The organism is Idiomarina seosinensis (assembly GCF_003987275.1).
Classification (GTDB): Bacteria; Pseudomonadota; Gammaproteobacteria; order Enterobacterales; family Alteromonadaceae; genus Idiomarina; species Idiomarina seosinensis.
The window spans coordinates 145392-164173 of record NZ_PIQF01000001.1 but is presented as its reverse complement, the minus strand read 5'-3'; the positions used below and the strand labels follow the sequence as shown (position 1 = coordinate 164173).

The 18782-nt window shown below is 49.6% G+C and carries 19 protein-coding genes; 6 read left to right on the top strand and 13 right to left on the bottom strand.

The window, feature by feature from the left end:
- Position 1 precedes the first annotated feature (1 nt).
- Both flhF and flhA read right to left on the bottom strand, forming a co-directional pair.
- A complete protein-coding gene (gene flhF, locus CWI81_RS00695) occupies positions 2-1408 on the bottom strand; it encodes a flagellar biosynthesis GTPase FlhF (RefSeq protein ID WP_126783328.1) in 1407 nt (468 codons plus the stop codon).
- A gap of 14 nt (positions 1409-1422) precedes the next feature.
- Positions 1423-3564, bottom strand: a complete 2142-nt coding sequence (gene flhA / locus CWI81_RS00690; RefSeq protein WP_126783327.1) for a flagellar biosynthesis protein FlhA — start codon at positions 3562-3564, stop codon at positions 1423-1425.
- Positions 3565-3724: 160 nt separating this feature from the next.
- Here flhA and CWI81_RS00685 point away from each other — a divergent pair, with 160 nt between their 5' ends.
- The 4 genes from CWI81_RS00685 to CWI81_RS00670 are packed head-to-tail and all read left to right on the top strand — an operon-like array spanning position 3725 to position 5171.
- Positions 3725-4138, top strand: a complete 414-nt coding sequence (locus CWI81_RS00685) for a prepilin-type N-terminal cleavage/methylation domain-containing protein (protein ID WP_126783326.1) — start codon at positions 3725-3727, stop codon at positions 4136-4138.
- Positions 4132-4629, top strand: coding sequence for a hypothetical protein (locus tag CWI81_RS00680; RefSeq protein ID WP_126783325.1), 498 nt, complete (start codon positions 4132-4134; stop codon positions 4627-4629). Before CWI81_RS00685 ends, CWI81_RS00680 begins: the two co-directional genes overlap by 7 nt.
- Entirely contained in the window at positions 4619-4837 is a 219-nt protein-coding gene (locus CWI81_RS00675; protein WP_126783324.1) for a hypothetical protein, read from the top strand. Before CWI81_RS00680 ends, CWI81_RS00675 begins: the two co-directional genes overlap by 11 nt.
- Positions 4815-5171, top strand: a complete 357-nt coding sequence (locus CWI81_RS00670; protein ID WP_126783323.1) for a pilus assembly FimT family protein — start codon at positions 4815-4817, stop codon at positions 5169-5171. The genes CWI81_RS00675 and CWI81_RS00670 overlap by 23 nt, the downstream gene beginning before the upstream one ends.
- Here CWI81_RS00670 and ispH read toward each other — a convergent pair.
- The 6 genes from ispH to murJ form a co-directional block, all read right to left on the bottom strand.
- Positions 5137-6069 (bottom strand): 4-hydroxy-3-methylbut-2-enyl diphosphate reductase, encoded by a 933-nt coding sequence (gene ispH / locus CWI81_RS00665; RefSeq protein ID WP_126783322.1) that lies wholly within the window; start codon positions 6067-6069, stop codon positions 5137-5139. The genes CWI81_RS00670 and ispH overlap by 35 nt on opposite strands.
- Before the next feature lie 32 nt (positions 6070-6101).
- Entirely contained in the window at positions 6102-6542 is a 441-nt protein-coding gene (fkpB, locus tag CWI81_RS00660; RefSeq protein ID WP_126783321.1) for an FKBP-type peptidyl-prolyl cis-trans isomerase, read from the bottom strand.
- 1 nt (position 6543) lies between these two features.
- Positions 6544-7062, bottom strand: coding sequence for a signal peptidase II (gene lspA / locus CWI81_RS00655; RefSeq protein ID WP_420809711.1), 519 nt, complete (start codon positions 7060-7062; stop codon positions 6544-6546).
- Entirely contained in the window at positions 7055-9889 is a 2835-nt protein-coding gene (ileS, locus tag CWI81_RS00650) for an isoleucine--tRNA ligase (RefSeq protein WP_126783319.1), read from the bottom strand. The genes lspA and ileS overlap by 8 nt, the downstream gene beginning before the upstream one ends.
- A gap of 42 nt (positions 9890-9931) precedes the next feature.
- Positions 9932-10966: a bifunctional riboflavin kinase/FAD synthetase gene (gene ribF / locus CWI81_RS00645; RefSeq protein ID WP_126783318.1), complete on the bottom strand. Its 1035-nt coding sequence runs from the start codon at positions 10964-10966 to the stop codon at positions 9932-9934.
- 854 nt (positions 10967-11820) lie between these two features.
- Entirely contained in the window at positions 11821-13377 is a 1557-nt protein-coding gene (gene murJ / locus CWI81_RS00640) for a murein biosynthesis integral membrane protein MurJ (protein ID WP_126783317.1), read from the bottom strand.
- Between the two features lie 196 nt (positions 13378-13573).
- On the opposite strand from murJ, the gene CWI81_RS00635 reads away from it, so the two are divergent.
- Both CWI81_RS00635 and rpsT read left to right on the top strand, forming a co-directional pair.
- Positions 13574-13921, top strand: a complete 348-nt coding sequence (locus CWI81_RS00635; protein ID WP_126783316.1) for a four helix bundle protein — start codon at positions 13574-13576, stop codon at positions 13919-13921.
- Between the two features lie 215 nt (positions 13922-14136).
- Positions 14137-14397, top strand: a complete 261-nt coding sequence (gene rpsT, locus CWI81_RS00630; RefSeq protein WP_126783315.1) for a 30S ribosomal protein S20 — start codon at positions 14137-14139, stop codon at positions 14395-14397.
- A gap of 82 nt (positions 14398-14479) precedes the next feature.
- Here the strand turns inward: rpsT and fliT are convergent, their stop codons facing one another.
- From fliT to CWI81_RS00605, 5 genes are all read right to left on the bottom strand, one after another.
- On the bottom strand, positions 14480-14776 hold the full coding sequence (fliT, locus tag CWI81_RS00625) for a flagellar protein FliT (RefSeq protein ID WP_126783314.1): 297 nt from the start codon (positions 14774-14776) through the stop codon (positions 14480-14482).
- 2 nt (positions 14777-14778) lie between these two features.
- Positions 14779-15210 (bottom strand): flagellar export chaperone FliS, encoded by a 432-nt coding sequence (gene fliS / locus CWI81_RS00620; protein WP_126783313.1) that lies wholly within the window; start codon positions 15208-15210, stop codon positions 14779-14781.
- Positions 15211-15226: 16 nt separating this feature from the next.
- A complete protein-coding gene (fliD, locus tag CWI81_RS00615) occupies positions 15227-16615 on the bottom strand; it encodes a flagellar filament capping protein FliD (protein ID WP_126783312.1) in 1389 nt (462 codons plus the stop codon).
- Positions 16616-16629: 14 nt separating this feature from the next.
- A complete protein-coding gene (locus CWI81_RS00610; protein ID WP_126783311.1) occupies positions 16630-17031 on the bottom strand; it encodes a flagellar protein FlaG in 402 nt (133 codons plus the stop codon).
- Between the two features lie 208 nt (positions 17032-17239).
- Positions 17240-18655 (bottom strand): flagellin, encoded by a 1416-nt coding sequence (locus tag CWI81_RS00605; RefSeq protein WP_126783310.1) that lies wholly within the window; start codon positions 18653-18655, stop codon positions 17240-17242.
- Positions 18656-18782 lie beyond the last annotated feature (127 nt).

Sequence of the window (18782 nt, the reverse complement as noted above, 5' to 3'; positions counted from 1 at the left end):
ATTAGTTGATACTAGTATGCCCATATGATTTTGGCATTTCTGACAAGGTCGAACAAATGCTTTTGTCATACAAGCGTTCCGCCTCGCTCACCAAATAATGAGCGTCGGCTACTTTAATGTCTTCTGGTACTTGCTGGCCATTGGTTAAATAACTCACTGCCATACCTTGCTCTACCGCAACACTAATACTCTCACCCAGGCTTAAACACTCATCTAGCTTGGTAAAAATACAACCGCTGAGCGGCAGCGTTTTAAATTGCTTAACCGCATCATTTAAAACCTGAGTTTGCGATGTAGCTGATAATACCAGATATGGCCGAATTCGCAGACGACTATTATGTAATAACGTCGCGAGTTGATCACTGAGCCTTTTATCACGCTGTCCCATACCTGCCGTATCAATCAATATTAACGACTTATCGCGCAGGGTGAGCAGCGCATCAGCCAGTTCTTTGGCGTTGTTAGCAACTTTAACCGGACACCCAATAATACGACCATAAGTCTGTAATTGTTCACTGGCGCCGATACGGAAAGTGTCCGTGGTTACTAATGCAACTTTATCGGCCCCGTGACGTTGCGCATAACGAGCCGCTAACTTTGCAATGGTAGTGGTTTTACCGACACCGGTTGGACCAACCAGTGCCACCGCACCACCGCGCGTCAAAATATCGTCAGCTGTGGTATTAAGCTGACCTTCTAATAATTGCAGACATTGCTCCCAGCTATCATCATCGTCACCACCTTCGGGGATAAAGCACGCAATCTGGTCGGCAATACGTTCACTCAGCCCCATGCCCATCAGGCGCTTGGTCAACATCGCGCGGATCGGCTCTTCGCGTTCAATTTCTTGCTTCATCAGGCCGCTTAGCTGATGTTGCAACAAGTCTTTGATGCCACGAATCTGAGCTTTTAGGTCAGCAATCTCTTCGGCGCTACCGCCGGAGACGTGCTCGGGGATTTGGTCATGCTGCGCATGGGCCATTTCATGCTGCGCATGGGCTGTGTGCTCCTGCGGAGCGGCTGTTTGTGCCTCCGGTACGGCTGTTTGTGCCTCCGGTACGGCTGTTTGTGCCTCCGGTACGGCTGTTTGTGCCTCCGGTACGGCTGTTTGACGGCTCGCTTCGCTTGCCGTCGGCTGTGAACCGTAGCTCGTGTCTTCGACACGAGGGTTCTGGCGTTGCAGTAATTCGGCTAGTGAGCTGGCTGGTGCGGGCTCCTGCTGCGCAGTCGCCGGTTCCGGCGTGGGAGCAGGCTCGGGTTGTTGGGCGTCGGGGTCGACGGCGGCGACAATTTCAATACCGCCGTTTACTTTTTTGTTGGACATAATCACCGCGTCCGGACCTAAGGCTTCTTTAACCTGTAATAATGCGCGGCGCATATCTTCTGCAAAAAAACGTTTAATCTTCACAAGCGACTCCCGTCTTAGCTATTCTGTCCAACTGGCTGTTGACCACCAATTGAGCTAACGATTCTAATTTGTTTATCATCCGGGATTTCCTGATAGCTCAGTACTCTCATACCTTCTGTCGCATGCCGGGCAAATCGTGCCATGGTCGTGCGTAGTAATCCCGAGGTCAGCAGCACCGACGGCTCACCGTTCATTTCTTGCTGCTGATGCACATCGCGCAGTGACTCTTGTAAACGTTCAGCAAGACCCGGTTCAATACCTGCTCCCTGCTGATTACCGTCACTACCGGCGGCTTGTAAGGACTGATGCAACATCTGTTCCAACTCTGGTGCTAAGGTAACAACCGGCAGCTCTGGCGCGCCTTCGGAGATGTCCTGCACGATCAAGCGACGTAGTGATATCCGCACAGCCGCGGTAAGAACGTCAGGATCTTGACTCCGCCCGGCATACTCCACCAGAGTTTGCACGATGGTGCGCATATCGCGAATGGCTATACCTTCTTCTAATAAGTTTTGCAGCACTTTAACGAAATTACCCAACGACAACAGATCCGGGACCAGCCCTTCGACCAGCTTCGGATGGCTGCGGCCGAGTCGATCCAGCAGCTCCTGTGCTTCTTCGTGGCCCAGTAACTGCGACGCATGATTGGTGACAATCTGACTTAGGTGGGTGGCGACTACGGTGGCCGAGTCAACCACGGTATAGCCTAAGGTTTGCGCGTGCTCTCGCTGCTCCGGGCGGATCCATACAGCATCCAGACCAAAAGCGGGATCTTTCGTCTTTTCACCGTCAAGCTCGCCAAATACCTGGCCTGGGTTAATTGCGAGCTCCCAGTCATGACGAATTTCTGCTTCGCCCATGGTCACACCCATCATGGTAATCCGGTAACTATTCGGGCCAAGATCCAGGTTGTCTCGAATATGCACCGACGGCACTAAGAAACCAAACTCCTGAGATTGCTTTTTGCGCACGCCTTTGATGCGTGATAGCAGCTCTCCGCCCTGCGATTTGTCCACTAAAGGAATCAGTCGATAGCCAACTTCCAGACCAATAGTGTCGACATGGCGTACGTCGTCCCAGCTCAATTCCTTTTGCGTCTGTTGTTGCTGCTGTTCTTGCTGCTCCTGCTCGACTAACTCACCTTCTTGAGTATCTCGTTTCTTAATTTTGTAATAGGCTGCGCCAGCTAACATTGCTGACATGCTTAGGAACGCAAAATGCGGCATGCCGGGAATAACACCCATAGCAAATAATACGGCGCTGGCGATGACCATTACTTTCGGGTTATCGACCAGTTGGAATACAACCGCATCACCCATATCCTTGGTGTCATTCTCGCGGGTGATAATAATGGCAGTGGCAACCGATAATAGCAGTGCCGGAATCTGCGCCACCAGACCGTCACCAATGGTCAATAAGGTATAAACTTCAATCGCCTGGCCAAAGCTTAGGTCGTGCTGGATCATGCCAATCAAAAAGCCGCCGACAATGTTAATCAACAGGATAAGGATACCGGCGATGGCATCACCTTTTACGAACTTGCTGGCACCATCCATTGAGCCGTAAAAGTCCGCTTCGCGGGTTACATCACTGCGGCGCGTTTTTGCTTCTTCCTGGTTAATCAGGCCGGCATTTAAGTCGGCATCAATCGCCATTTGCTTACCCGGCATGGCATCCAGGGTAAAGCGTGCGGTTACTTCCGAGATACGCCCGGCACCTTTGGTGATAACGATAAAGTTGATAATAACCAAAATCGCAAATACCACCAGACCAACGGTGTAGTTACCACCAATCACTACGCTACCGAAGGATTCGATGACGCTACCGGCGGCCCCGGGACCATTATGGCCGTTCAGCAATACAATTCGGGTAGACGCGACGTTAAGCGACAAACGCAGTACCGTCGCAATAAGCAAAACCGTCGGGAACGCCGCAAAATCCAATGGTCTTTGGGTATAAACCGCAACCAGCATGACCACTAAGGAAAGGGTTATCGAGAACGAAAACAAGATATCGAGAGCCAATGGTGGAATCGGCAACACCACCAGTGAAAGGATCGCCATGACAGCCAGCGGTGTACCAAATCCTTTGATAATATAAGAATTTGACTGGGCAAAATTTTTGAAGCTATTGAGCCTTTCAGCACCACTCGCCATACATCGTTTCTCGCGTCAAAAGTTTGAATCTGACTAACCACATACAAGAAGCGTGCCAGTGATTAGCTATCAATACCGCATTTTCTTCCTCCAGCGTCCGAATTTGCCACTGAAACTGGAGAAAAGAACCGGCTACATTTAACTGTTTTAGGATAAGCCAATGGGATTTAGCTTAGTTGAATTATTGGTGGCGCTAGCGGTAACCGCTGTACTCATGGCAGCCGGCTTACCCTCGCTGCGGGAAAGCTCTGAGCGGGTGCAAATGCAGGCAATGGCCGAGCGTTGGCTATTACTACTGCAAGAGCACAAAGCGCGGGCAATGGAGAGTAATAAACCAAAAACGGTCGCGGTTGAGTACTATAACGATCAATGGACCCCACCGGGCTGGCGTTTTGAACACAACTTTCGTTCGCAGGCGCCGCTTATGTTTGAAGGAGCCAGCGGTTTTGCCCGAGCCGGAAGTATCTCCATTACGGCTACCTCGTTAAGTATTAAAATAATTATCAGTGGTCTTGGCCGGATTCGCTACTGTCAGTCACAAGGCGATCGGTTAGCGGGCATGCAGCCATGTTAATACAACAACGTGGTTCTGGCCTGCTGGAGCTTATTGTGGCCGCTGCTCTGGGGCTGTTAATTATTGGCGCATTACAACAAGTATGGGCCTGGCAACAAGGGAAGCAGCAGCAAACAGTCAGTGCTACCCGCAGTGTATTAACCGCGCAATCCTTAATTCAGCAATTAACCAGCGATATTGAGGACTCGATTCCCGAACAAATTAGTCTGCAGGGGCCGTGTTTTTTATTACCACAACACAGCGGCAGACTCATTGGATATCGGGTTAAGAATCGCCAGCTGCAGCGTCATACATTAGCACCCCACTGCCCGAGTAGTGGCTGGCAGTCGTTAAGCCATTACTCGTCACTAGCCATTAAGGAATTGAATTTTTCCCTACAGGAAAATTCGGCTGCACTGCCGGTTCTATCCATTTCGTTATTGGCAAAGAGTCCGAAGAGCGAGGAATACCATGCCTTTAATCGAGAGCTGGTGCTGACTCATGCCGAATAAAATGCAGATTAAACAACGGGGGATGGCGGTACTAATGACGGTCGTCACGCTAACCGGCCTAAGCTCTATGGCGTTAGCTGCTTTGCTGCTGCAAACACAATCTTTACAAGCCCAGCAACACCGACAGTGGCTGCAACTAAAGCAGCGAACCGAATTGAACTTTAACCAACAGCAGCAAGCTTATAATGACAGCTTATCCGCGGATTAACGGCTTCTCTTTAATAGAAATACTGGTTGCTGCAGCTATCTTATCGTTGTGGTTACCCAGCAGCCTGTACACCTTGCAACTCGCTCTGACAAAACAGCATAAAATAGAGCAACAGGCACTGACTGTTGAATCAATAATGGCATTAAAAACAAAGATTACCGCGCAATGGCGGCAAGGCCAGGTCAGTGTAGACCCTGGCTCGTTAGACTGGTCTCTATCTGCCATTGATGAGCAGCATTCGGTCTTGGAAATTTCGGACGCGGACTACCAGCTGCGTTTCTGGCTAACCCGCCAGGTCGTTAAGCACGCAGATCCGGTGGGATCGAAAAGGTAATATTTTCAGCGCGACCATCGCGCTCGGTTACCGTTTCACCGCCCCATTCACGTAAGCGCTTTATCACTGACTGCACCAGCACTTCCGGCGCCGACGCTCCGGCAGTAACCGCAACCCGTTGCTTGTCCTGCAGCCATTCGCGATCGATACAACCCGCATCATCAATCAAGTAGGCAGGCGTACCCATTTTCTCTGACAACTCGCGTAACCGATTAGAGTTAGAGCTATTGCTGGCACCGACGACTAACATCACCTCTGCATCTGCGGCCAATTCCCGTACCGCATCCTGACGGTTCTGGGTGGCGTAGCAAATATCGTCCTTGCGTGGTCCGTTAATGTTTGGAAATTTTTCCCGCAGCGCTTCGATAACATCGGAAGTATCATCCACCGACAGTGTGGTCTGGCTCATGTAGTGCAGGTTATCCGCATCTTTTACCTGCAACGACGCAACATCTTCCGGCGATTCGACCAGGTAAATACCGCCTTTCTGGTTGGCGTATTGACCCATGGTCCCCTCTACTTCCGGGTGCCCCGCATGGCCGATCAGCACACATTCATGGCCCTTACGGCTGGCACGAGTCACTTCCATATGCACCTTGGTTACCAACGGACAGGTCGCATCAAATACTTTTAAACCACGATCTTTGGCGTTCTGCCGAACCGCCTGCGACACGCCATGCGCGCTAAAAATAACGATAGCGTCGTCCGGCACTTCATCCAGCTCTTCGACAAATACTGCACCCGCGTCTTTTAACGAATTGACCACGTATTTGTTATGCACCACTTCGTGACGCACATAAATGGGCGGTTCAAATATTTCCAGCGCGCGTTCAACAATGGTGATGGCACGGTCAACACCGGCACAAAATCCGCGTGGATTGGCTAACAGTATTTGCATGTATTCCTCCGAGAGCCGGGTTTAACAAATAACTACGGCTCTACGCTTATAATTTCGACGTCAAAAATCACCGTCTGGCCTGCCAGCGGATGATTAAAGTCGATGGTCACTGTTGGACCTTCAACTTTCCGAACAATTCCCGGTAAGTCGGTTCCATCAGGCTGAGTAAAGGCCAGAATAGCGCCAACCTCGGGTTTTGTTTCCTCGCTAAACTTAGCCGAATCAACATAGTAATAGTTGTCCGGGTTAGGTTCTCCAAAGGCATCTTCAGGCGCCAGCGTAAACTCGCGCTTCGCTCCGGCACGAAGGCCAATCAGGCAGGCCTCGAAATTCTCGGTTAAATTACCATCGCCGACCCGAAACTTTGCCGGTTTACCAGACATTTTAGTGCTGTCTGCGACCGACCCGTCGGACAATTTGATGGTAAAGTGCATGACCACTTCGCGGCCATCTTCTATCGGTAAACGGCTCATACTACTTACTATTCTCCTCGTCGTCGCGGCGATTATCAACAAACGCCTCGAACAACATTAATGCAGCACCAATGGTAATCGCCATATCCGCCACATTAAAGGCGGGCCAGTGCCAGCCCTGATAATGCACGTCTAAAAAGTCGATCACATAGCCATACATTAAACGGTCTGCCACATTGCCAATCGCGCCGGACAGAATCAATGCAAAGGATAAGTTCTGTCGCCAAAAATTAACCGGGTTACGCCGCAGCCAGATCAACAACACGGCACTAATGGCTATGGCAATGGCGGTAAAAAGCCAGCGCTGCCAGCCACCGCTGTCACTTAAAAAGCTGAAGGCGGCGCCGTAATTATGCACATAGGTAAAATTGAACAAACCGTCGATGACCGCACGGCTTTCGTACAGTTCATACTCTGCCGCTACCCAGACTTTGGTGAGTTGGTCAATCACTACCAGCAGTACGGTGACCCATAGATAACGCAAACCCGAGGCGCGTTTTTTTAGCGTGTCATTAGGCAAAACGGCGTTCCTCACCTTGTCCATCGATATTAGTTACACAGCGTTGGCATAAGTCTTCGTGACCGGCAATAGTGCCAACTTCCTCACGGTGGTGCCAACAACGTTCGCATTTCTTATAATCAGAACCAGCAACTGCAACGGCTAAGCCGAGTTTATCGGCCTTAAGAGCCTCGGCAGGAGCTTCTGCTAATGGCGCCACGGTTGCCTCTGAAGTTAACAGCGCAAACCGCAGTTCTTCGCCTAAGCGACCCAGTTTTTGCGCCAGTTCATCCTCGGCATACAGGGTGACTTCGGCTTGCAATGAACCACCGATTTCGTCGTTGCGGCGAGCCTGTTCCAGAGTTTGGTTAACCACGTCACGAACTTCAAGTAACTGCATCCAGAACTGGTTTTCCTGTTCACTGACGCCAGCAAACTGCTCAAAGCCGGTAAACCAGCTTTCGGTAAACACGTACTTCGCGCGTTTGCCCGGCAGCACTTCCCAGATTTCTTGGGCAGTAAAGCTACAAATTGGTGCCATCCAGCGAACCAGAGCTTCAGCAATGTAGTACAACGCAGTCTGGCACGAACGACGCGCTAAGCTGTCAGACTTAGCCGTGTACTGGCGGTCCTTGATGATATCCAGGTAAAAGCTACCCAGTTCAATCGAACAGAAGTGCATGAGCTTCTGTACCACCGATAAAAATTGATAGCTGTTGTAATGCTCGACTAATTGCTGTTGTAAATCCGCCGCGCGGCCAACAATCCAGCGATCCAGTTCAACCATGTCATCCATCGCCACTAAATGCTGTGACGGATCAAAACCACTCAAGTTGGCCAGTAAGAAGCGCGACGTATTACGAATGCGTCGATATGAATCCGCCGAGCGTTTTAAGATTTCGTCGGAAACGGTCATTTCACCCGAGTAATCGGCGGAGGCTACCCACAACCGCAGGATGTCGCCACCCAACTTATTCATAACGTCTTGCGGAGCGACCACGTTGCCGATCGACTTGGACATTTTGCGGCCTTTGGCATCTACCGTGAAGCCATGGGTCAGCACCTGATGATAAGGGGCTTCGTTATACATAGCGACGCCGGTGACCAATGAGCTTTGGAACCAGCCGCGGTGTTGGTCAGAGCCTTCCAGATACAAATCTGCCGGCCAGCTGAGTCCATCAAACTCGCGCAAAACGCAGTGATGGGTAACGCCTGAGTCGAACCAGACATCGAGTGTATCAGTCACTTTACGATAGTCTTTAGCTTCGTCGCCCAGCAGTGTTTCCGGCTCTAAGTCGAACCATGCCTGAACGCCATCTTGTTCAATAAGCTGCGCCACTTTTTCCATGAGTTCCAGCGTATTCGGGTGCAGCTCTTCAGTGTCTCTGTGCACGAACACGGCAATTGGGTTACCCCAGGTGCGCTGACGCGAAATACACCAGTCTGGCCGGCCCTCTACCATAGAAGCAATGCGGCTTTCGCCCCACTCAGGGAACCAACCGACTTTCTTAATTTGATCCAACGCCCCCTGGCGCAGGCCTTGTTTTTCCATGCTGATAAACCACTGCGGCGTAGCACGGAAAATAATCGGCGTTTTATGACGCCAGCAATGCGGATAGGAGTGGCGATAAGCTTCGGCATGCATTAAGTTGCCCGCATCACGAAGCGCGTCCACGATAGGTTCGTTCGCTTTAAACACATGTTGACCGGCAAACATCGGCGTATCGTCTTTATACACACCATTATCGCCGACCGGGTTATACACTTCGATACCGTATCTTTGGCCGACTAAAAAGTCGTCCACACCATGGCCTGGCGCGGTATGCACACAACCCGTACCACTTTCGGTGGTCACGTGGTCACCCAGTATTACCGGTACATTAAGTTCGAACAACGGATGATTAAGCTGCAGACCTTCCAGCTCTTTACCGGTGGCAAATCCCAGTTTGTGGTAATGCTGAATGCCCCAGCGATCCATACAGTCATTAACCAGATCGCTGGCTAAAATAATTCGCTCTGGCTGCTGCTCGTCATCTTTCTCAATTTGCACTAACGCGTACTCAAGGCCTTCCGCCAGCGTCACCGCCCGGTTAGCCGGAATGGTCCATGGGGTGGTGGTCCAGATAACCATACTGAGTTTGCCTTCTCCGCTATGCCCTTCAGGGGTATTAAAGCGAGTTAAGGCTTCTTCAGTAGCCGCCAGTGGCAGTTTTACGTCAATCGCTGGCGAGGTTTTATCCTGATATTCAACTTCCGCTTCGGCCAGTGCCGAACCACAGTCGGTACACCAATGAACCGGTTTAAAGCCCTGGTGCATGTGACCATTCTCAATAATTTTCGCCAACGCCCGGACACTATCCGCTTCCTGCTTGAAGTTCATCGTCAGGTACGGATTATCCCAATCGCCAAACACGCCTAGACGTTTAAAGTCGGTGCGTTGCTGGTCGATTTGACCCATCGCGTATTCGCGACATTTTTCGCGGAATTCCGCCAGATTTAGTTTTTTGCCGGGTTTGCCGTGTTTTTTCTCGACCTGCAACTCAATCGGCAGCCCATGACAATCCCAGCCAGGCACGTAGGGCGCATCGTAGTCACTTAACGTTTTCGCCTTAACAATCACGTCTTTAAGGATTTTATTAACCGCGTGACCAATGTGAATTTTGCCGTTTGCGTACGGAGGACCGTCATGCAAAATAAAACTTGGCTTGCCCGCTTTGGCTTTACGGATTTCACCGTATAAGTCGTCGGCGTACCAGTTTTCCAGCATCTTGGGTTCGCGCTGCGCCAGGTTGCCGCGCATCGGAAACGCCGTATCTGGCAAGTTTAAAGTATGCTTGTAATCACTCATTGGTCACTGTTTCCATTTCCGCATTGTTACTGACATCACGCGCTACGCTTGGGCTAAAAGCTGCTTGGCGCGAGCGGCATCTTGTTCTATCTGTTGTTTAAGGTGGTCAAGCGACGCAAAGCGTTGCTCGGCACGCAATTTGGCAACGGGGGTTACCGTCATCTGCTGACCGTACAGGTTGCCTGAAAAATCAAATAAATGCACTTCCAGTTGCACTTCATCACCGTTTAGCGTCGGCCGCGTTCCGAGGTTGGCAACACCGTGGTATGTCACGGCTTTGCCGTGACGGCTGTTGGCCTCTTCGGGGCGGCTTTTTTCGGCTTCGCCGAGGCTGTTTGACGGCTCGCTTTGCTTGCCGTCGGTTACACCATTTTCTAAAAAAACCTTTACGGCAAACACGCCGTGCAATGGGCTTTTTAATCGTTTTAACGGGACGTTGGCGGTTGGAAAGCCGATGGTGCGGCCGTTCTTACGGCCGTGAACGACTTTGCCCGCCATCCGGTACGGCCGCCCGAGCATTTGTTCAGCGCTGTCAAAGTCACCATCGTCCAAAGCCTCACGTATGGCGGTACTGCTCACTCGCTGTTGCTGCTGCCGATAGCTACGGGTGTCGACTACTTCAAACCCGAGTTCTTTACCGGCCTTTTGCAGCAGCTCAAAGTCACCCTCGCGTTTATAGCCAAAACGGAAGTCATCACCGACCACCAAAAATTTTACCGCCAGCTTATCAACCAGAATCTTTTCAATAAATTCACGTGCCGGCTGGCTGGCAAATTTTTTATTAAATTCAATAACGATATGGTGATCAAGCTGCTGGCTTTTTAGTGCCAAATATTTTTCACGCCAGTTAGTCAGTCTCGCCGGTGCTTTTTCAGGCTGGAATAATTCCTGCGGTTGCGGTTCAAACGTCATCACCGCGGACGGGACGCCCAGCTCTTCAGCTTTGCTGCGTACCTGCTGTAATACCGCCTGATGACCTAAATGCACGCCGTCAAAATTACCAATAGTCAGCACACAACCGGTGTCTTCACCAAAGTGTTTGGCACGCAAATTGTGTGTCCCGCGAATAAGTTCCATGCCTGGCGATTCCGTACCCAGCTAAATTGGTTATCTGAAAGGCGCGATTATAACTGAAATAATGCCCGCGGAACACCTTTTGCCCGCCCATATCCGAATCGAGGTTGCCGAATAGCAATGCCATTGCGAGCATCCGGGAATCCGAAAAGGGGCTCTCCGGATCCCGCCATCGAGGTAGCCGATGACCTCCTGCCCCTTCGGCGAGCCGAAGGGTACCTACGATCTGAAGGGGTATTGCGGAAGCCCGAAAGAGGTGCCCCGGATCCCACCATCGAGGTAGCCGATGAGCTCCTGCCCCTTCGGCGAGCCGAAGGGTACCTAAGATATGAATTTGTATTGCGGAACGGATAAATGCAGAGGTTTTAACAGCGATGGTGTTCAAAATCCCGTCGCTGGCGGCATCCCGGATATTGATCAGATCGTGGGTAGCCATTGGCTTGCCGATGGGTGCGGATTATTCGTTTTCCTCCGTTGCCGCTATGGAATGCCCCTATTCGCATCCGCGATATCGAATTGGAATGCAATTGCGAGCATCCCGGAATCCGAAAAGAGGTGCCCCGGATCCCACCATCGAGGTTGCCGATGACCTCCTGCCCCTTCGGCGAGCCGAAGGGTACCCACGATCTGAAGGCGGATCCCGGTAGCCATGGACATCAGAGCATTTAACACCAACGTTGTTCAAAAACCGGAACTGCCGGCCACCCCGGAATAAATTCAAATCGTGGGTACCCGTTGGCTTGCCGACGGTGGGATATTTGGCACCATCGTAGATGCGAATTCAGATCGCGGCTTGCCGATGGGGCCGGACCATCCGTTTTCCTCCGCTGCGTCGGGGCGCCGAAGGGGCCGTATTTTTATTTCCCGGCGATATGCCGGGGGCGCATGCCGGTGATGAGGAGTGTGCCGAGGTAGGCTATGATGCCTAGGCCGATGACCTGGGCGAGTAGCCAAGGGCGTTCCAATATCGAGGTAGTGCGCCAGGCTTCGGTGCCCGGGCTGTACCATAAAATAGCGGCTATCATCACTGCGGTGGCAATGAGTACCTGAACAATAAAACGCCAAGTCCCGGGCTGCGCTTTTAATACCCCTTCGCGGTACAGTGTAAAACCAAGCAAACCGGCGTTAATCGCCGCCGAAGCCGCGGTTGCCATCGCCAATCCGACGTAACTAAAGGGGATCGCCAGGGCAATGTTAAACACCATGTTAGCGGCCATGGCAATAATGCCAAATTTTACCGGCCGCTTAGTATCCTGCCTTGAATAAAATCCGGTTGCCAGTACCTTAACCAACATAAAACTCAGTAACCCAGCCGAATACGCCATCAAGCTATACGAGGCCATCCGCGCGTCGTCCGGGGTAAAGGCCCCGTGCATAAACAGCACCATCAACATCGGTTCTGCCAAAAAGAACAAGCCGGCCATGGCCGGAATTCCCAGGATCAGCACCATACGAATACCCCAGTCCAGGGTTTTGGTAAAATGCTCAGGCGACTTATCGACATGTCGGGAGGACAACGCGGGTAATATCACAGTGGCAATAGCAATGCCGAACAAGCCCAGCGGAAACTCTAACAGCCGGTCAGAGTAATACAGCCAGCTGATAGAGCCCGTCATTAAGAAGCTGGCAATTAAGGTATCAAGCAATAAGTTAATTTGACTGACCGATACCCCGAAGATCGCCGGCAGCATCAGCTTGCGAATTTTAGTCACACCCGGATCGCGCCACCCCCATTGTGGCTTAACTAACAGCCCCGCTTTTTTCAGGAACGGCAGCTGGAACAGCATTTGTATCAAACCGCCAAAGAAAACCCCCCAGGCTAAACCGTATTCTGGTTGATCCAGATTCGGAGCCAGCCATATAGCCGCCGAAATAATCGCCACATTTAAAAATACCGGAGTAAACGCCGCCACCGCGAACTTACCCAGGGTATTAAGAATTGCCCCCGCCATCGCGGTGAAGGTAATAAACCATAAGTACGGAAAGGTAATTTGCAGCAGGTCGCTGGCAAGCACGAATTTATGCCCCTGCGGGCCATCGTTCCACCAGTCCAGGAACCAGCCCATACCAAACAGCGCCGTCACGATAGGCGAGGCAATAACACCAAAAATAGTAACCACCGTGATAATGGTGCCCAGGGTCCCTGAAACACGAGCGATTAACAGCTGCTGCTCTGGCAGCTCCCTGCCTTGCTTATATTCAGTCAGTACCGGCACAAAGGCCTGCGCAAAAGCCCCCTCGGCAAACAACCGCCTTAAAAAATTAGGGATTTTATTAGCAAAGAAGAACACATCCGCCGCCGCACCGGCACCCATCAGGTTGGCTATCACCACATCGCGCACCAGCCCAAGCACCCGTGAGATAAGGGTCATAAAGCTGACGATGAAACCTGATCGGAGCAATGACTTCGACAACTGACAAATCCTTCTGCTATTTGTTGGCTACGCCAACGGCTGTTTGCGCCTTTGGCGCGGCTGTTGGCAACCTGCCTTCGGCGGTTGCGGCTATTATGGTGGTACTTCGGTAAAAAAGGTACTGATGGTGTGAGGAATATCGCAAATTTGCGTTGTTATTACAATTGGTTGCTAGTCTTTTGAGTTTGGGTGATTTATGAACTATCACAAACTTTGGGTCTGGCGTGAGTCATTGGCACTCGCTGTCGTCATCATGAAAGACGTCAGTTCATGTAAACATTATTTCTTTAAAGACCAAGTCGGACGCAGTGCTTTATCTGTTCCCAGTAATATTGCTGAAGCTATGGTGCGGGATACCGCTGCAGATAGAAGGCGAATACTTTACTACGCTATTGGCTCCAGTGCCGAATTAGAAACACAGTTAAAAATTGGCAAGGATTTAAATTGGGTCATTCACCCAGATATTTCAAAATGGCTTAATACCAACACCAGAATCCAAATATCTCTGCACAACTTAGTTAAGAATTTGCAACAGTCTCGTTAAAAACGAGACCTACAGCCGCAACCGCCGAAGGCAGGTTGCCAACAGCCGTCGCGTTAGCGACAAACGGCCGTCGGCGTAAGCCGACAAAAAGCCGTGAGCGCAGCGAGCAAAAACCTAATCTTTTTCCATCAAAGCTGTTGACTTTTCCGTCAGAAAAGGCATAATCTGCGGCCTTTACAAGACAAGCATAAGTTAACGAATTTTAGGAGTTCACCTTGGCTAACATTAAGTCTGCTAAAAAGCGTGCGATCCAAGCCGAGAAAAATCGCCGCCACAACGCAAGCCGTCGCTCAATGATGCGTACCTACCTTAAGCGTGCGAACGCTGCGATTGAAAGCAAAGACAAAGAAGCTGCAACTGCGGCTATGAAAAACGTAACTCCACTATTGGACCGTTACGCAACTAAAGGCTTGATCAGCAAAAACAAAGCGGCACGTCATAAGAGCCGTTTGAACGCTAAGATTCAAGCTCTGTAAAAGATTTAATCACCAACGCTCAGGCGCTGGGATAAAAAAAGCCGACCTTAGAGTCGGTTTTTTTGTGCCTTAATAACGCAGATTATTTAGTGTAGGCCTTAACGCCCTTCTTACTCTTACCGATCTTGGTAATGGTTTCCTGGGTTTCGTCACGGGCCTGTTCGAGTTCTGGCTGTATTTCGTTTAGAAAGTCATTAATTTCTGCCACAGTCTCTACCCACTGCTCGGACTCAGTCCAGTGTTCAGGTAGCTGTTCTAAGGCAGTCAATAATTGGGGAAGGGTGTTGGTAGCAGACTCAAAATCAGAGTCTGCTAGTTGCTGCTTTAATTGCTTATAAAGCTGCTGGAGCTGCTGTGGTGAGTCAGTTTGAGCTGACAAAATTAGGCTCCGCTGGCCTGCTGCACTTGACTGTTATCTTTCATTGCGACTTCGCGCTGCTCCACTGGAATCTGATCCCAGGCACTTTTGATATCAATCATCAATCGAGCTACTTCGTCAATAACGTCGATGTCCATTTGAATCGATGCATCGGCAATTCGGGTGCTCATGTACATATACAAGTCTTGCAGGTTTTCAGTCGCGTCTGCGCCTGCACTGTCATCTAAACTATAACGCAATGAATCCACAATAGCCTGAGCTTTACTCAGATAAAGACTCTTTTTCTCGTAATCTTTACGCTGAATCGCACCTTTAGCATAGTTAAGGTTCTCTAATACACCCGCCATAAGCATTTGTACCAGCTGATAAGGGCTAGCTCCCGCAACCCGAGTTTCTAGCGAGCCTTTGGTATAGCCTTTAAGTTTCGCGTTCATAAAACGTTACCTCTATTTAGTCATTATCCCGGGTGAAGCCGGGTAAGTTGGCAAGCTGAGCACTGACGTAATCGCCACGGTCGCGTAACTGTCCAACCAGTGAATCCAGAGCCTGATACTTTGAACGTAAAGTTTCTTCCATTGATTCCATGCGACGCTGTAAGCTCTCTCGGCTGTCCGACACTCTATCCAGGCTATCGTTGATTGAGTCACGGCGCATCTGCAATGACCCGCCCGCTCCAACATAACCATTTAAAAATGTGTCCATGCGAGACGCTAAACCATTTTCACCGCCAAGTACTGACTGCAATGCTGATGGGTTATCTGATAGCACTTCGCTTACATTCGTTATCGGATTTTCCTGAGTTAACTTACCGTCGTTATCAAGGCCAAAACCTAAATCAAATAAGGTCTGGTCATCGCCAAAGGTAGATGTTAGAACGCTATTTAACTGACTTTTCAGACCTCTAACAGTGGCATCCCCCTGCAACATACTTCCTTCAGCGCCCATTTCATTCAAAGAAGACACTACGCTATTATAGGATTTAACAAATTCGTCAACGGACTTTTTAACGCCAGCATCATCACGAGCAATTGAAAGCTGGGCAGTTTCTGTACCTTCACTGTCTTTTAAGGCAGTAATGGTCGAACCCTGAATGACATCCGCAAAAATATTGGTATCATTGGTCGCCTGAATACCATCGACTTCAATAATGGCGTCAGTCGCCTCGTCGTCAACGGCAATTGCCATGCCACCAGCACCGCCAGCGTTGGCCACTGTCGAAACCGCATCAAGCTGAGCATTATCGTTACTGACAATCAAGTCGTTGCCAGCACCACTAACATTAGACCGAAAAACTAATTTGGCTTCAGTTCCGGTGTTAATAATGTCGGCAGTAACACCAAAGTTATCCTCTGAATTATTAACCGCGTTTCGGATATCTTCCAGAGTTGAACCCGCAGCAAGATCTAAGCTAAAGCTCTCTGTACCGGCACCAAATGTTAATGCGCCGGCATTGGTGTTAACGACCGTGTCCGAACTCGCAAAAGCGCCGTCGGCCGATACCGCACGGCTGCCTTTTGCTAACTGCGTTACTGCAATATCAAAGTTACCGGTGTTAGCGTTTTCGGAGCTCTCAACGGATATCACATTGCCAGACTCAGGTTGGCTTACAGACGCTTTCATAGCGCTGAATAAGCTACTCTCGGTTAGCTTTTCTGCTGAGCTTTGAAGATTGGAAAGCACTGACCGCATTTCACCAACAGCTGACAGCTCTACCTGTAGCCGACCTTCCTGCTGGTTCAGTCGGTTCTGTTTAGGAATACGCTGCGCGTCTAGCGTCGCTTTGATTATCCCTTCCAGGTCTAAACCTGAACGGGCACCTGTTGATGAAATCAGTGGCATAACATCACCTCATATTAAATCTGGTTGTCGAATAAGAACCCCATTCGACTACTATCATTATCGGCCATCTCTTCCAGAGCTTTAGATAACTTAACGACTAATTCCGATGGAATTTGACGAATGGTCTCACCGTTGTCCTGGTCAATCACCTTAACAATCGGCGGGTCCCCTTTTTCATCAAACACGAATTGCAAACTGGTATTGCGGATAACCGACGACTGATTCATTTGTTCAACCGTATCCGTCACCGTTTTATTAGTTGCCTGCTGTTCGACCTTCTGTTCAGTCTTTTCTTGAACTTGTTCTACCGTATCCATCACCTTTTGCGCTTGCGGGCGCTGCTCGGCATTGGTAATGCGGCCTTCCTGACTGTTAAGTTGGCTTAATGCACGGCTTTCAACTGACAGCTCTGTCATAATACTCACCATTTCCTTAATTACGTGTAGATTAACACTTAATACAATGCTCCGTGTATGTTATCGACCAACTCAACTGCAAACTTTAGCAATTAACTGAAGTTTTTTTAATCAACTGTAATTTTATTTGTAACATCTTGAATTATAGGCATAAAAAAACCGGAGCCAATGGCTCCGGTTGTTAGTAACGGTTGAGTTAGTTGAGCAATTAGCCCAGTAACTGCAGTGCCGCCTGTGGACGCTGGTTGGCCTGCGCCAGAATAGTTTGTGATGCCTGCTGCAGAATCTGAGCCTGAGTCAGTTTTGCAGTTTCAGCCGCAAAGTCAGCATCTTTGATTCGAGACTTCGCACCTTCCAGGTTTTCAGCAATGTTCGATTGGTTACGAATGGTTGCCTGGAAACGATTTTGAGTAGCACCCAAATCAGCTCGTTGAGAGTCGATTTGCGCGATAGCTTGGTCTATTACTGCTAAAGCATCTTGACCGCCACCGCTTTTTGAGATGTCAATGTCGCCAACAGAATTCAAGCTACCTGACGTTGCACCAAAAACCTCACCGGCGGTTCCATCAGTTGAAACAGTAAAGTCGTCTTTCGCTTCTAGAGTCAGTTTCGCATTGACAACTCCGCTTTCAGTGTCTGCTGGTTGATTATAGGAACCATCAGGTCCAGCAATCTGTAAAGTATCATCAGCGTCATAACCAGATACTTTTACGCCATCGACGTTTTCAGCTCTAATGCTCAAAACTCCACTTCCATCTACGCTAGCTGAATATCCTGCTTTCACTATATCTTCGGCAAGTTTTTGCGACGAGCCTTCATAGTCAGCTAAATTGAACGTATCGCCGCCAATGTCCAATGTTGCAGAATCTAGGCTTGAAAAGTCTTTAATAGATGCGTTTACTTCAGTTGAAGCTTTTACCCCAGTGTTTTCAGCATTTATTTTGTCTGCTACGTCAGTTACTGTATCTGTTGTAGCCAATGTCACACCTGACGCATTTCCATCAGGGCCTGCTATAGATATATCTTGGCCGTTTGATACAGTGCTATAATCGACAGCGCCAGTAACAGACGCGTCTCCACCAAAATCAGACCCTTGGGTATCCAATGTGTAATTACCAATAGCGTTTGATGATACATCTCTCATAGATACAGAGATTGTCTCATTGGCATTAGCACCAACTTGATACTCTTGTGAACCAAAAGTCCCGTCCAATAGATTCTTTCCGCCAAATGAGGTTGTTTCTGCAATTCGAGTTAATTCAAGCTGTAAATTACCAACTTCTTTTTGAAGCGCAGCTTTGTCCTCTTGAGAGTTAGATCCATTTTCTGATTGGATAGCCAAAGTACGCATACGTTGTAGGATGTTAGTTGACTCGTCCAGAGCTCCTTCAGCAGTTTGCGCCATTGAAATAGCGTCATTTGCGTTACGATTGCCCTGGTTCAAACCGTTAATCTGTGAACTCAGACGGTTTGAGATTTGTAGACCAGCAGCGTCATCAGAAGCGCTGTTGATACGGAAGCCTGACGACAAACGTTCGAATGCTTGGTCAAGCTTGTTACCTGATTGCATCAGTTGGTTCTGTGCGTTCAGTGAACTGACATTAGTGTTTACATATAGTGCCATGATAAAGCTCCTCAGTTTTTGACTAAGCTTGGATTCAATCGTTCGTTGTTGCCAAGCTGGAGGAAGTGTCGGCGTCGTGTTTTGCCTGGTTAAAATTTCCTCTCACAAAGGGTATCGGCTGGGTTTC